Below are 13,987 nucleotides of genomic sequence, written 5' to 3'. Positions count from 1 at the left end.
TGGGCGCGGCAGGAGTAGACACTTCACAACATTGTTTTGGACAAAATCAAAGTTGCCCGGCACCTCTTTGGGGTACCGGGCAACTTATCGATTAACTACGCTTTAGACGCTTCACGCACTTCAGACGAGCGGGGCGAGGTCCAGCGGAACGCCGGGGCCCATCGTCGAGGTGAGCGTCGCCTTGGAGATGTAGCGGCCCTTCACGGTGGAAGGACGCAGACGCTTGATCTCCGCGGCCACGGCCTGGAAGTTCTCTTCCAGAGCCTTCTGATCGAACGACTTCTTGCCGATGATGAACGACAGGTTGCCGTTCTTGTCGACGCGGAACTCGATCTTGCCGCCCTTGATATCCTTGACAGCCTTGGCCACATCCATGGTCACGGTGCCGGTCTTCGGGTTCGGCATGAGGCCACGGGGGCCGAGCACACGGCCCAAACGGCCGACCTTGCCCATCATGTCGGGAGTGGCGACCACGGCATCGAAGTCGAGGAAGCCGCCCTGCACCTTGGCGACCATGTCGTCGTCACCGACCATGTCGGCTCCGGCTTCGGCAGCCTCGGTGGCCTTTGGACCACGTGCGAACACGAGGACCGTAGCGGTCTTGCCGGTGCCGTTGGGCAGGTTGACCACGCCACGGACCAGCTGGTCCGCCTTGCGCGGGTCGACACCCAGGCGGTAGGTGGCTTCGATGGTCTCATCGAAACCGCGCTCGGGCATGCTCTTCAGCAGAGCGATAGCTTCGGAAGCGGTGTACAGATTGCTGCCGTCGACCTTCTCGGCCGATTCACGATATTTCTTGGAATGCTTGTTAGCCATCTGTGTTCCTCCCTCAGCCTTCGACCGTGATGCCCATCGAACGGGCGGTGCCCGCGATGATCTTCATTCCGGCCTCGACGTCGCGAGCGGACAGATCGGCCATCTTGGTCTCGGCGATCTCACGGACCTGAGCCGAGGTGACGGAACCGACCTTGTGAGTCAGCGGGTTGTCGGTGCCCTTCTTGATACCTGCGGCCTTGAGCAGAAGCGCTGCGGCCGGCGGGGTCTTAAGGATGTAATCGAACGAGCGATCTTCATAGACAGTGATTTCGACAGGGATGACCTGTCCCATCTTGTCTTTCGTCGCTTCGTTGTAGGACTTGCAGAAGTCCATGATGTTGACGCCGTGCGAACCGAGGGCAGGACCGAGCGGCGGGGCAGGATTGGCCTTGCCGGCCTCGATCTGCAGCTTGATCAGCGCAGTGACCTTTTTCTTAGCCATAGAAATGGCTCCTTTTCATTGTCCGTGCGGTAATGACGGTCGCCCACGACACCTTGCGATATATCAGGTTTCAGTCGTTTCCGTTCATTGTCATCTTGCGATAAGCAACCAACTGAACCACCCATAAACCGTTGGTATATCAAGTGTCACGGGTCTCCTCCCGCAACTGATATTGCTGTGCTGTGCTAGCGGGTCTCCCCTCCAGACACAAGCCTTTCTATTATTCCAAGTAAGCACGACAATAATAGTGCTCATTCGGCAATCATTATCGCTCAAATCAGCAACAATGACACTGATACGAACGGTGCCGCAGACCTTGGGGACTGCGGCACCGTTATTAAAGAACCAAACGAAACGAAATCAGACGATCTTTTCGACCTGGCTGAAACCAAGCTCGACCGGTGTATCGCGGCCAAAGATGGAGACCAGGACGGTGAGCTTCTGCGTGGTGGGCTCGACGTCGGAAACCGCGCCGGCCATCGTGGCGAATGGGCCGTCGATGACGGTGACCTGATCACCGACCTTGTACGATACCTCGACAGTGCGCTTCTTGGCTGCGGCAGGCTTGTCACCCGCTTCCTTCAATGCCTGGGAAGCAATCATCGGAGCCATCATCTTGACGACTTCCTTGCGGCTCAGCGGTGCCGGCTCCTTGGTGGGACCTACGAAACCGGTGACACCTTCCGTCTCACGGACGATACGGCGAGCGTTCTCGTCAGGCCACATACGAATGAGCACATAGCCTGGCACACGCACACGGGTGACAACCTTCTTGCCCTTATCGGTATGCTTTTCGACCTCTTCCATCGGCACTTCGATTTGGAAGATCTGGTCTTCGAGGCCGTAGCTCTGAATACGGGATTCGACGTTGGCCTTCACGCGCTTTTCGTAGCCGGAATAAGTATGGAGCACATACCACTTACCGTCCAGACCACGCAGACTCTTGGAAAATTCCTCCACGGCCTTGGCACCAGCATCTTCGACGTTTTCTGCAGCATCATCGGCGGTTGCGCCGGTATTGGCATCAGCCGAGTCAGCGGCGCTTTTGTCTGTATTTTCAGCCACCTGAGAATCCTCAGCGGAAGCAGTATTCGCAGAATCATCGGAAGCCTTATTTGACGTACCTGCGTTCTCGATACCCGCAACGGCATCAACAGCCGCATTATCGGCACTGGAAGCCGCAGTTCCGGTCTGATCATCATCCGGCAAATCGGGCAACGAGTCCAAGCCCTCGAGATTTACTTCATTATCCATACTGTTAGTCACCTTTAAAATCGTTTATGCTCAGCCGAAGATCCAAAGAGTCAGCTTGCCAAGGCCGAAGTCCATACCCGAAACAAGCGCCATCAGAATGACCACAAAAAGAAACACCGCAACGGACCAACCGGCTAGTTCCTTGGCGCTCGGGGTGACGACCTTACGCAACTCGTCGATAACCTGCTTAATAAACAAGCCGATACGCATGAAAATATTCGGCTTGACGCTCTCTTCAGACTCGTGTGCCTTCGCCATATCCGTCCTTCGTTTGGCTTGTGATTACTTGGCAGGGAAGGCGGGACTCGAACCCACAACCTACGGTTTTGGAGACCGTTGCGCTACCAATTGCGCCACTTCCCTAGGTGAACTCTGTCCACGATACTCGAAGCACGAGACCATGCGACATAAACCGCCGAGGAAATAGTTTAGCCTCTTTTCGTGGTTTCGTCCACTCCACGTGTCGCGGTGAAGCCGACGGTACCTTAAGTAGATAGAGGCTGCTCAATTATTGTTTGTCATAGTTGCCGGAAACTTCATGATCAAATCCGCCAAAATCGGGGGTCTTGGTGCACCAAGCGACCCAAAAATGAAAGAATCACTACCAATTCTTACAAAAACAAGCCACTTGGCGCACCAAGACCCCCAAAAACAGAAGAATCACCACCAAATCCCACAAAAACGAGCCACTTGGTGCACCAAGACTCCCAAAAAACAACAAATCTTACACCGAAACATCCGGAAGAGGAGGCTGCACAAACCGCGATAGGGTAATCGGCGGGGACGCCAACAGACTAAAAGCTCAGATTTTCCGCTTCTCTCGCTTTGCCCCAGCCTATGGTTTCAGCCGACCCATTGCTTGAAACGACGCATGCCTTCGACCAGATCATCGTCGGCGAGTGCGTACGAGAAACGCAGGAAACCGGGCGCGCCGAATGCTTCTCCAGGCACTGCGGCAACATGACCTTCATCGAGCAACAACGCGGCCAGTTCAGAGGAATTTTTGGCCGTCTTTCCGGCGTTGCCGATTGGACGGTTCAGCAAGGCGGTGACATCGGCGAAAGCATAGAACGCACCTTTAGCGGCACGGCAGGTGACGCCGTTTACCGCGTTGAGGCCGGCGACGATGGCTTTGCGGCGCTTGTCGAACGACTTGCGCATCATCGCCACCGCGTCGAGCGAGCCGGAAACCGCCGTGTACGCGGCCTGCTGGCACACGTCGGCAACGTTGGAGGTCATATGGCCCTGCAGTTTGGCGGCGGCCTTGGCCACCGGCACGGAGCCGATAAGCCAGCCGACGCGCCAACCGGTCATGGCGTAGGTCTTGGCCACGCCGTTCAGGACGATGAGCTGGTCGCGCACTTCCGGCACGACGGCACCGATGTATGCGGTCTTCTCGCCGTCATACGTAAGATGTTCGTAGATTTCGTCGCTCAGGATCCATACGTGATGTTCCAAGGCCCACAGCCCTACGGCACGCAACGTTTCTTCGCTGAAAACCGCTCCGGTCGGATTCGAGGGAGTGTTGATGAAGATGGCTTTGGTGCGTGGCGTGCGCGCGGCCTCAAACGCTTCGACGGTCGGCTCGAAGCCATTCTCTGCACCGCTGAAAACGATGACGGGCTTGCCACCGGCAAGTCGAACGGCCTCGGGATAGGTGGTCCAGTAGGGGGCGGGAATAATGACTTCGTCACCGGGATTGACAATGACCTGAAGCGCTTCGTACACGGCCTGCTTACCGCCGTTGGTCACCACGACCTGATCCGGCGAAATCTCGTAGCCGGAGTCGCGCAACGTTTTTTCGGCGATGGCCCGGCGAAGCTTCGGCAGCCCTGGCGTCGGGGTGTAACGGTGGTTTTTCGGATCGCGACACGCCGTGGCCGCCGCCTCGACGATGTAATCAGGAGTCGGGAAATTGGGTTCGCCGGCGCCGTAACTGATGACATTGACGCCCGCGGCTTTCATCGCCTTCGCCTTGGAATCCACGGCCAGGGTGGCGCTCGGCGCCACGGAATTCACACGATCACTCAACGTCTGCCACTCTGCCATTTTCGTCTCCCGCATCTTGCTGGCAATTACCAACTTAAGATTAGACCGCAGTGACGAATTGGCAAGGCAGATGGGCATATAACGGAATGCGCAACATCGCCGGGCCAATAATTGTGCAAGGAATGGGTCACTGACGCCATCCCAACGCTACATTTCTTGCACCATCATCACGCCATGCAAGACTTAAGCCACTGACACACACTCAGCGGTACATTTCTTGCACAGCTAACACGCCATGCAAGATTCAAGCCACTGACACACACTCAGCGGTACATTTCTTGCACAGCTAACACGCCATGCAAGATTCAAGCCACTGACACACACTCAGCGGTACATTTCTTGCACAGCTAACACGCCATGCAAGATTCAAGCCACTGGCATACTCCCAGCGGTACGTTTCTTGCATAATTGGCTGGCGGCCAGCTGGCGGAATTGGTTTCTGGTCTATAGCAGCACCAGATTGTCGCGGTGGACGAGCGGATGGGCGTATTCCTCGCCAAGCAGACGCTTGAGCTGGGATGTGTCGCGGCCGAGGGTGTGGGGAATCTCGTCGGAATCGAAACTCGAGAGGCCTTTGGCGACGTGGTTACCGTCTTCGTCGTCGATCCAGACGGGATCGCCGGCACAAAACTCGCCGTGCACCTCAAGCACGCCGGCCGCCAACAGACTGGCCTTGCCGCCGAGCACCGCCTTGATCGCACCTTTGTCGCCGACCAGCCTTCCGCGAGGGTTCGCGGCAAAACCGATCCACAGGCGGCGAGAGGAATCACGGTGTTGCGATGGAGCGAAAGCCGTGCCCGTGGGCTCGCCGTTCAGGGCTCCGGCAATGTTACCGGCGCTGGTCAGCACCACGGGAATGCCGGAAGTGACTGCTATACGCGCCGCCTCGAGCTTGGTGACCATGCCGCCGCTGCCGACACCCGACGAACTGCCGCCTACTGAAATTTTATCCAGAACTTCGTCGACATCTGGCACAAAACCGACACGTCGAGCGCCTGGTTTTGAGGGTGGAGCGGTGTAAAGACCGTCGACGTCGGTCAGGAGCACCAGCGCATCGGCGCGTACCAGATTGGCCACCAGAGTGGAAAGGTGGTCGTTGTCACCGAAGCGAATCTCGTTGGTGGCCAACGCGTCGTTTTCATTGACAATGGGGACCACGCCGAGGTCAAGCAGCCTGCGCAACGTCCGTTGGGCATTGCGATAGCGCGAAGCGTGCATCGTGTCGTCCGCGGTCAAGAGAATCTGGCCGACACGCACGCCATAACGCGCGAAACCGGTCTCGTAATGCTGCATCAGCACGCCCTGACCCACCGACGCCGCGGCCTGTTGAGTCGAAACGTCTGCCGGCCTCGCATCGAAACCGAGCGGGCCAAAACCGGCGGCGATAGCACCGGATGATACCAATACCATGCGGGTGCCGTTTTTAGCTGCTTGTGCCAAGACCTCAACCAGCGCGCCGACTTTATCCGTGTCTAAATGGCCGGAAGGCTTGGTCAATGAGCTGGAACCGACTTTTACCACGACGGTATGGGCGGATGCCACGTCCTGACGCACCTGGGATTCGGTCTCACTGTTGCTCATCTGCGTTGTTCGCCTCGTTTTGTTCTATATTGCCCTTGATTGCGACGGCCTCCCGTTGTAGTGGTCAGGCCACCGCCGAATTCCAACGTCAAAGATACGCCATGAGCAAGGCAGACTCCGCGTGGCCGTTTCCCTGCCAGAATCCGGTACGCAAACCTCACGACTTCAGCTGCCCTTGACTGTCAAAACCTCCTCGGCACAGGCAGATGGCACACGACGCTTGCAAGGAAATCAGACGACTGCTTGCAATCACTCTTCGTCCTCGCCGTCGTCGTGACCGCCAAGAATCGCGTGCTCGTCATGACGGTCGTCGTCGACGCTCGGATCAGCCCAGTGACCTGCCGTGCGTTCCTGACGCATCGCCTCGCGTACAGCGGTTTTGGCATCCATCATTTCGTGATACTGGCGACGGCGTTCGGCGTTGGTACGACGACGGACACGGTTGCCGTCGGCTCCGTCGTCCAGACGCAGATCCTTGCCGCGGGCACCCAATTGGGCGCCATCCAGCATTTCCGCACCGGCGGCGATGGTCGGGTCCCAATCGAAGGCGACCATGTTCTCGCCCTTGCCGATACGCACTTCATCACCGGGCTTGGCGCCGTGGCGACGCAATTCGTCCTCGACACCCAAACCGGCCAGACGGTCGGCAAGATAGCCCACGGCCTCGTCGTTGTCGAAATTGGTCTGACGCACCCAACGCTCCGGCTTCGCACCGGTGACGGTGAACCACACCGCTCCCCTACGGTTGCTTTCACGCTCGACATGGAAGTCGAGCGAAGTGCCACGTTCATCATCGGCACGACGGCGACGACGCGCCGGCTGCTCCAACGGCTTAATGACCACGCGCTCCTCGTCGCGATCGGCTTCTTCTTTAGCTAATTTCGCGCGCAGTTCGGTAACCATCTTGCCCAAGGCGAAGCCGAGTTCCTTCAGGCCCTCATGCGAGGCCGTCGAGACAATGAAGGTCTTGAGTCCCATACTAACGAACTCGGGACGCACAAATTCGGCTAATTCCTTGGCTTCGGGCACGTCGGCCTTATTGAGGATAATGACGCGCGGGCGTTCGGGAATCGGGATGACGCCGAGCGGCAGCTTGAGCTTCGCGGCGTACTTCGCCAACTCGTCTTCCAGCGCGTGATAGTCGGAAATCGGATCGCGATCCGGCTCCAACGTGGCGCAATCGATGACGTGGGCGATGATTTCGGTGCGTTCGATATGGCGCAGGAACTCGAGGCCTAGTCCCTTGCCTTCCGAAGCCCCAGGAATGAGCCCCGGCACGTCGGCAATGGTATAGCGGTATTCCTCAAGCTTCACCACGCCGAGGTTCGGCACAAGCGTAGTGAACGGATAATCGGCGATTTTCGGCTTTGCGGCGCTCATCGCGGCAATCAGGCTCGACTTGCCGGCCGACGGGAAACCGACCAATGCCACGTCGGCGATGGACTTAAGTTCAAGGATCACGTCGCGTTCCTCGCCCGGTTCGCCAAGCAGCGCAAATCCGGGAGCACGGCGTGTCTTGTTGGCCAGCGCGGCGTTGCCCAAACCACCCATGCCGCCCGCAGCGGCGACGAACCGGTCACCGGCATGACGCAGATCAGCCAGCTCACGACCGGGGTGCTTGGCCTTGCCCTGCGCACCTTTGGCTTCGAAAATCACGGTTCCCGGCGGAACCGGCAGCACCACGTCGGCGCCTTTCGAGCCGTCTTTGGTGTCGCCCAGGCCCATCGTGCCGCTTTCGGCTTTGCGGTGCGGGACGAAACGATAATCAAGCAAGTTGTTGGCATTGGCGTCGGCCACGAAGATGACTGAACCGCCATCCCCGCCATTGCCGCCGTTCGGCCCGGCCAAGGGCTTGTATTTTTCGCGCTTCACGCCTGCGGACCCATTGCCGCCGTCCCCGCCCTTGACATGGACGGTCACTCTATCTACAAAGTCTGTCATATTTCCTTACCTTACCGGTGGGTATTCATCTTCCCATACCCCTACCGACGAGCCGGAAAATTATCGTTTTGGGCAAAAACCATTTCTCGTTCCAGAACACGAACGGATAATCGTATTACGATATATAAGATCGAATCTATTAGCCGACCTAGCACAGACCGATACTTTACTAGCGCTATCGCCACATCAATACATACAAAAAGGCCGCACCCGTTGGGGTACGACCTTTTTAAAAATCTAGTTGGCTTGAAGTCTCACTCAGAGACCACGTCGACGACCTTGCGGTCGCGGCGAACGCCGAACTTCACATTGCCGTCGGACAGCGCGAACAAGGTGTGATCCTTGCCGGTTCCGACGTTCTCGCCGGCGTGGAACTTGGTGCCACGCTGACGAACGATGATGTTGCCGGCGACGACAGCCTCGCCACCGAACTTCTTGACGCCGAGGTATTGCGCGCTCGAATCGCGACCGTTGCGGGAAGCGGATGCGCCCTTCTTATGTGCCATTGTCTGTTCCTTTCAGGCTTTGATTGCTCTTACGCTACCGAAATCAGGCGATTGCCGTGATCTTGATGACGGAAAGCGGCTGACGATGACCCTTGCGACGGGCGACACCAGTCTTGTTCTTGAACTTCTGAATGTTGATCTTCGGACCCTTGGCCTCATCGTCAACGACTTCAGCCTTGACGGAAACCTTGGCAAGATCCTTGGCGGCAAGCGTCACCTTGGCGCCGTCGACCACGAGCGCGACCGGGAATTCCACGGTATCGCCCTTCTTCGCATTGAGACGGTTGACCAGGATGACGTCACCGACCTCGACCTTTTCCTGATGGCCACCGGCCTTCACAATCGCGTACATATCTCGTTCCTTGCTATTTCGAAAGCTAAACTGCCCAGCACGTCTTCGACTTCCACGGCCAGACACCAGTCTTTTAGAGTACACCGACCCACGTACTAACGTCAATCCATACTAACGGTATGTCCCTACGTTGCGCATGGCTGGGGTGTTGTGTTCCCGATTTCACAAAAGACAAGTGAAAGCGAAACCGGGAACGTAGATTTATTCCCTTATTATTTCAGCGCGATTTCAGCTTTTGTCGGCTGCAGAATCAGAAGACGAATCCGAATCGGACGCCTCTTCCTTTTCCTCGTCGTTAGCCGCCACCGCAGCCGCCGCGATCTGCGCGAGCTTGGCCTTGACCGCCGGGCTCGAACCCTTCGGCGCCTGCACCTCGGGAGCGCTGCCGTGGCCATGCTTGTTGGTGTGGACGAACGGATCGCCGCCCTTCATCGCATACGGATCGGCGTAATCGGCGGAAATCGTAGGCTCATCATGGAGAATGAATCCGCGGCCCTTGCAGGTCGGGCACTCCTCGGAGAACGCTTCCACCAAACCCTGGCCGATGCGCTTGCGCGTCATCTGCACGAGGCCCAGCGAAGTGACCTCGGCCACCTGATGCTTGGTGCGGTCACGCGCAAGGCATTCGACCAGGCGCCGCAGCACGAGGTCGCGGTTAGCCGGCATCACCATGTCGACGTAATCGATCATGATCATGCCGCCGATGTCACGCAGACGCAGCTGGCGAGCGATCTCCTCGCTCGCCTCGAGGTTGCAGCGGGTGACCGTCTCCTCGAGCGACTTGCCCTTGCCGATGAACCGGCCGGTGTTGACATCGATGGTCGTCATGGCCTCGGTGCGGTCGATGACGATCGAGCCGCCGCTGGGCAGGTAGACCTGACGTTCCATGCCCTTGCGAAGCTGGGAATCGATCTGCCACTTGTCGAAGACGTCCTTGCCCTGATGCTCTTCAGGATCCCACTTTTCGAGGCGATCCTTCAGGTCGGGGGCCATGGTGTCGAGGTATTCCTCGATACGCTCGTAGACCGTGTCGCCTTCGACGATGAGCTTGGAGAAGTCGTCGTTGAAGATGTCACGCACCACGCGGATGGCGACGTCAGGCTCGCCCTGCAAAAGCTTCGCGCGCTTGCCGTTGTGATAGAGCTTGCGCTTGTCCTCGATCTTCTGCCACTGACGCTTGAGGTTCTCGAGGTCCTTCTTCAGCGCATCCTCACTGGCACCGTCGGCGGCGGTACGGATGATGACACCCATATCCTTCGGGGCGATCTTGGAGACAATGGACTTCAAGCGGCCGCGTTCACGCTCGGGCAGCTTACGGCTCACGCCGGTCATACCGCCGGAGGGGACGAGCACGAGAAAACGGCCAGCGAGCGTGACCTGCGAGGTCAGGCGGGCGCCCTTGTGGCCGATCGGATCCTTGGTGACCTGCACGAGCACCGGATCGCCAGACTTGAACGCAAGTTCGATGCGGCGTGGCTGGCCTTCCAGCCTCGTAGCATCCCAGTTGACCTCGCCGGCGTAAAGCACGCCGTTGCGGGGCTGGCCGATGTCGACGAACGCGGCTTCCATGCTGGGTAGCACGTTCTGCACACGGCCCAAGTAGATGTTGCCGACGGTGGCGACTTCCTGAATGTCGGAAACGTAATGCTCGACGAGTACATTGTCTTCAATCACGGAAATCTGGGTATGCTGCCCTTTTTCGCGCACGACCATCAGACGGTCGACGTTCTCGCGGCGGGCGAGGAAGTCCTGCTCGATCAGCTGGTTCTGGCGGCTGCGTTCACGGCGGTTGTCGCGGCGACGCTGCTTCTTGGCCTCGAGACGGGTGGAGCCTTCGATATCGGTGATTTCGTCGATATACTGCTGTTTACGCGAACGACGCGAAGTCGCACGACCTGAATCACGGCCGGTTTCGCCTTCATCGCCCTTGGAACCGCGATGGCGGCGACGGCGACGAGTCAACGGCTGGTCATCGCTGTCTTCGTCGGGTTCGCGCCTACGACGCCGCCGGGTTTCCGTGCGGCCTTCATCATCACGATCGTTGCGATCGCTGTTCGCCTTGCGTCCGCTGCGAGAACCGCGCTCTTCGTTTTCGTCTTCATCGAGCTCCTCATCGTCTCGATCGGCACGTGCGGAACCGCGGCTGCCACGCGTCCGGCGTGACGTCCGTTCGCTCGATGAACGCTCGCTGCCGCGTCCACGACGTGTCCGCGACTCGGATTGTTCGGCTTCCACATCGTCAATGGGACGATAGGTAATGTCGTCGTCTTCGAGGTCTTCCTCAATCTGTTCGATCTCGTCGGCTGCATGACGTTCTTCGGCATTGAGCCTGCGGCGGCGATGGCCGCGACGCTCAGTGCGTTCAGCGGCTTCCTCGTCATAGATATCATCATCACCTGAACGACGCGAACGACGGACCACACGCGAGGAATTCTCGTTGTCGTCCTCATAATCGCGATCGCGGTCATTGCCCCTGCCACGCCTGGAAGCTGACCTGCCTCGATGTTCGTCCCGCTCTTCGTCCAACCGGTCATCGTCACGTCCGGAGCCCCGGCGCGAATGGCTGCCGCGCCCGGAACGACGTGATTCGTTTTCCTCGCCCTCGTCACTTTCGGCCGCGCGGGAACGCGAACGTTGCCGAGTCGGTTTAGACGCTTCGCCCTCATCATCTGCGCCCTCCCTCGGAAGCACAGGCTCCTGGAACAGCAGCGAAGTCATTGGTCGTGGGGTGTGATGGCTTTCGTGACCTTTGGGAAGGCCTTCAACGGCATCGATAACGCGCTCCTCGGCGGTTTCGATCTCGGCTTCGGCCTTGGCCTCACTTGCAGACACAGAATCCGCAGACCTACCACGTGACCTTGCGGCGCTGGTACGACGGCTGCGGCTTGAAGCGGAGGATTCGTTCGAATCTTCGTCAGATTTAGTGCTTCTTACGCTTCGACGACGCGTTTGGGGCTCGTCATTGGAATCCCCGTCACTGCGAACACGGCTACGCGTACGAGTTCTCCTTGTCGTGCTGGATGCGGAAGCATCGGAACCACGCGAAGAAGAGGTTGCTCTGCTGCTTCGCGTACCTTCGGCTTTTGAATCCCCGCCGGCTCCGTTTTCGTCGGATTTTTCTTCATTTCTCGCGAATTTGGCGCTTTCGCGCTCCTCGACTTTCAATGCGACATCGGCACCGGCTGCACCGGCACCACGCACCACACGACGACGAACGGTACGGCGAGGTGTGGTAGGTTCGTTATCCGAAGATGATGAAGAAGGTAAATTAGTATCATTTTGTTTGGCGTCATCGGCTTGGCCGACCCCGCCTCGGGTTACTCTGGGCACAATGCTCCTTGGCGACATGCTGCAATCATGTCGGCTTATCTGGCCGTCTACGACTCTCACGCCGCGCTCTCACCGCGGCCACGCAACACTTGCGCTCGTAGCCGGCAATCTAAAAGTCATTACGTTCAGACAGCGGACACCGGCACCCGCGGATTAGCACGCGAGGGGATCAACGCCATCGGAATTCGGCAACTTGCAGAATTACCAACCTTCAGTATACGTCAACGTATGCAAAAAGAAAGCCAAACCGATCGTCTTGGCGCGCCAAGAAGCCCGAAATAAGGAAATATCATCTTAATTTCGGCAAAAATGGCCCTCTTGGTGCGCCAAGAGGCCTGAAAATTGAAGAATTACAATCATATCTTTAAATTTTGGGGTTCTTGGCGCGCCAAGAAGTCCGGAAAATGAAGATTTCACATCTATTTCCTGTTTTATGGGCTTCTTGGCGCGCCAACATTGGTTCAAACGGAACAATGACGGGAACAAAATAAAGGTAATAAGGCTTTACCGAGCTAGCCATCCTTCAAGAATATCGTCAAGCAACGTGAGCTGGCTTTCGGGAATCTGTTCGTCGGCTTTGTGGGCCAAAAGCGGGGAACCTGCGCCGAGATTGACGGCGGGGACGCCGATGGACGAGAAGCGGGCGACGTCGGTCCAACCGAGCTTGGCCTGAGGTGCAAGTCCCGTCTTCTGCTCGACCAGCTTGGCCAAGGAAACCGCGAGAGGGGCATCCATGCCAGGGCGTGCGGACGGCGATTCGTCCTTCATTTCGATATCGAAGCCTTCGAACATACCACCGGTGGCCTTATGCTCGCCGTTGCCTATCTCAGCACCGGCGTCAGCACCCATCATCAACGCTTTGGCGGCGGGCAAATCCTTGTCGGGCGCAAAACGATAGTTGACATGGATACGGCATTCGTCGGGGATGACGTTAGTACCTTTACCGCCAGAAATCAGCGTGGCGTTGACGCCTTCGCGATAGGTCAGGCCATCCACCTCAATGTCCTTCGGAACGTAGGCGGCAAGCCGATCGAGAGCCTTGGCCGCCTTGTGGATGGCGTTTTCACCCATCCATGCGCGAGCGGAATGAGCGGCCACACCGTGGGTGACGACGTCGAAGCGCATGGTGCCGTTGCAGCCGCCTTCGATGCCACAATCGGTGGGCTCGCCGATGATGGCGAAATCACCCTGTATCCAATCAGGATGGGCCTTTGCCACTTTGCCCAGGCCGTTTTTCTCAGCCACGACTTCCTCGTGATCATAGAAAACATAGGTAAGGTCGTATTTCGGGTTCGTCATCGTTGCCGCGAGATAAAGCATCACGGCGTCGCTGGCCTTCATATCGGTAGCCCCGCGACCGAACATCACGCGTTCGTCAGGTTCCGCTTTCGCCGCCACGTCCTCGCGGATACGCTCGTCACCCGGCTCAAGCCAGACCGGGGGAAAATTGTCGATAACCGGAACCGTGTCAAGATGGCCGGCGAGAACGACTCGCTGGTCGCGACCGAGCGAGGTCGAGGCGACCACCGTGTCACCCATACGATGAACCGTCAGATGCGGCTGGTCACACAGAAACGCCTCCACGTCATCGGCGAGCGCCGTCTCATTGTCCGAAACGGAATACGACTTCATCAATCCGTCAAATAATAGGTTCAACGCAGCCTTCCGCGCGGTTCCCTGCTCAATAGTCAAACTCATGGTTTCATCCTAGCGGAC

11 protein-coding genes and 1 tRNA gene are annotated in these 13,987 nt (G+C 58.0%); all 12 read right to left on the bottom strand.

Translation table 11 applies throughout. The annotated features are described in order from the left end of the window. Positions 1–120 precede the first annotated feature (120 nt). Positions 121–816, bottom strand: a complete 696-nt coding sequence (rplA, locus tag OZX70_RS01585; protein WP_277181495.1) for a 50S ribosomal protein L1 — start codon at positions 814–816, stop codon at positions 121–123. Between the two features lie 13 nt (positions 817–829). Beyond that, positions 830–1,258: a 50S ribosomal protein L11 gene (gene rplK, locus OZX70_RS01580; protein ID WP_277149067.1), complete on the bottom strand. Its 429-nt coding sequence runs from the start codon at positions 1,256–1,258 to the stop codon at positions 830–832. A gap of 360 nt (positions 1,259–1,618) precedes the next feature. Continuing rightward, a complete protein-coding gene (gene nusG / locus OZX70_RS01575) occupies positions 1,619–2,512 on the bottom strand; it encodes a transcription termination/antitermination protein NusG (RefSeq protein WP_277181492.1) in 894 nt (297 codons plus the stop codon). A 30-nt stretch (positions 2,513–2,542) separates the two neighbouring features. Beyond that, positions 2,543–2,770 (bottom strand): preprotein translocase subunit SecE, encoded by a 228-nt coding sequence (gene secE / locus OZX70_RS01570; protein ID WP_277181489.1) that lies wholly within the window; start codon positions 2,768–2,770, stop codon positions 2,543–2,545. Positions 2,771–2,799: 29 nt separating this feature from the next. Beyond that, positions 2,800–2,875: transfer RNA gene (locus tag OZX70_RS01565), tRNA-Trp, on the bottom strand. A gap of 480 nt (positions 2,876–3,355) precedes the next feature. Then, complete coding sequence (locus OZX70_RS01560) at positions 3,356–4,561, bottom strand: pyridoxal phosphate-dependent aminotransferase (RefSeq protein WP_277181486.1); 1,206 nt, start codon at positions 4,559–4,561, stop codon at positions 3,356–3,358. Positions 4,562–5,005: 444 nt separating this feature from the next. Beyond that, a complete protein-coding gene (gene proB, locus OZX70_RS01555) occupies positions 5,006–6,142 on the bottom strand; it encodes a glutamate 5-kinase (protein ID WP_277181483.1) in 1,137 nt (378 codons plus the stop codon). A 249-nt stretch (positions 6,143–6,391) separates the two neighbouring features. Next, complete coding sequence (gene obgE, locus OZX70_RS01550) at positions 6,392–8,083, bottom strand: GTPase ObgE (protein WP_277181479.1); 1,692 nt, start codon at positions 8,081–8,083, stop codon at positions 6,392–6,394. Positions 8,084–8,337: 254 nt separating this feature from the next. After that, positions 8,338–8,589: a 50S ribosomal protein L27 gene (gene rpmA, locus OZX70_RS01545; protein WP_277181476.1), complete on the bottom strand. Its 252-nt coding sequence runs from the start codon at positions 8,587–8,589 to the stop codon at positions 8,338–8,340. Between the two features lie 43 nt (positions 8,590–8,632). Next, entirely contained in the window at positions 8,633–8,941 is a 309-nt protein-coding gene (rplU, locus tag OZX70_RS01540) for a 50S ribosomal protein L21 (RefSeq protein WP_277143582.1), read from the bottom strand. Positions 8,942–9,169: 228 nt separating this feature from the next. Further along, positions 9,170–12,271, bottom strand: a complete 3,102-nt coding sequence (locus OZX70_RS01535) for an Rne/Rng family ribonuclease (RefSeq protein ID WP_277181474.1) — start codon at positions 12,269–12,271, stop codon at positions 9,170–9,172. A gap of 504 nt (positions 12,272–12,775) precedes the next feature. Next, positions 12,776–13,969, bottom strand: a complete 1,194-nt coding sequence (dapE, locus tag OZX70_RS01530) for a succinyl-diaminopimelate desuccinylase (RefSeq protein ID WP_277181471.1) — start codon at positions 13,967–13,969, stop codon at positions 12,776–12,778. Between the last annotated feature and the right edge of the window lie 18 nt (positions 13,970–13,987).

It is taken from the genome of Bifidobacterium sp. ESL0732 (assembly GCF_029395535.1).
Lineage (GTDB): Bacteria > Actinomycetota > Actinomycetes > Actinomycetales > Bifidobacteriaceae > Bifidobacterium.
This window is presented reverse-complemented; position numbering and strand designations above follow the sequence as displayed.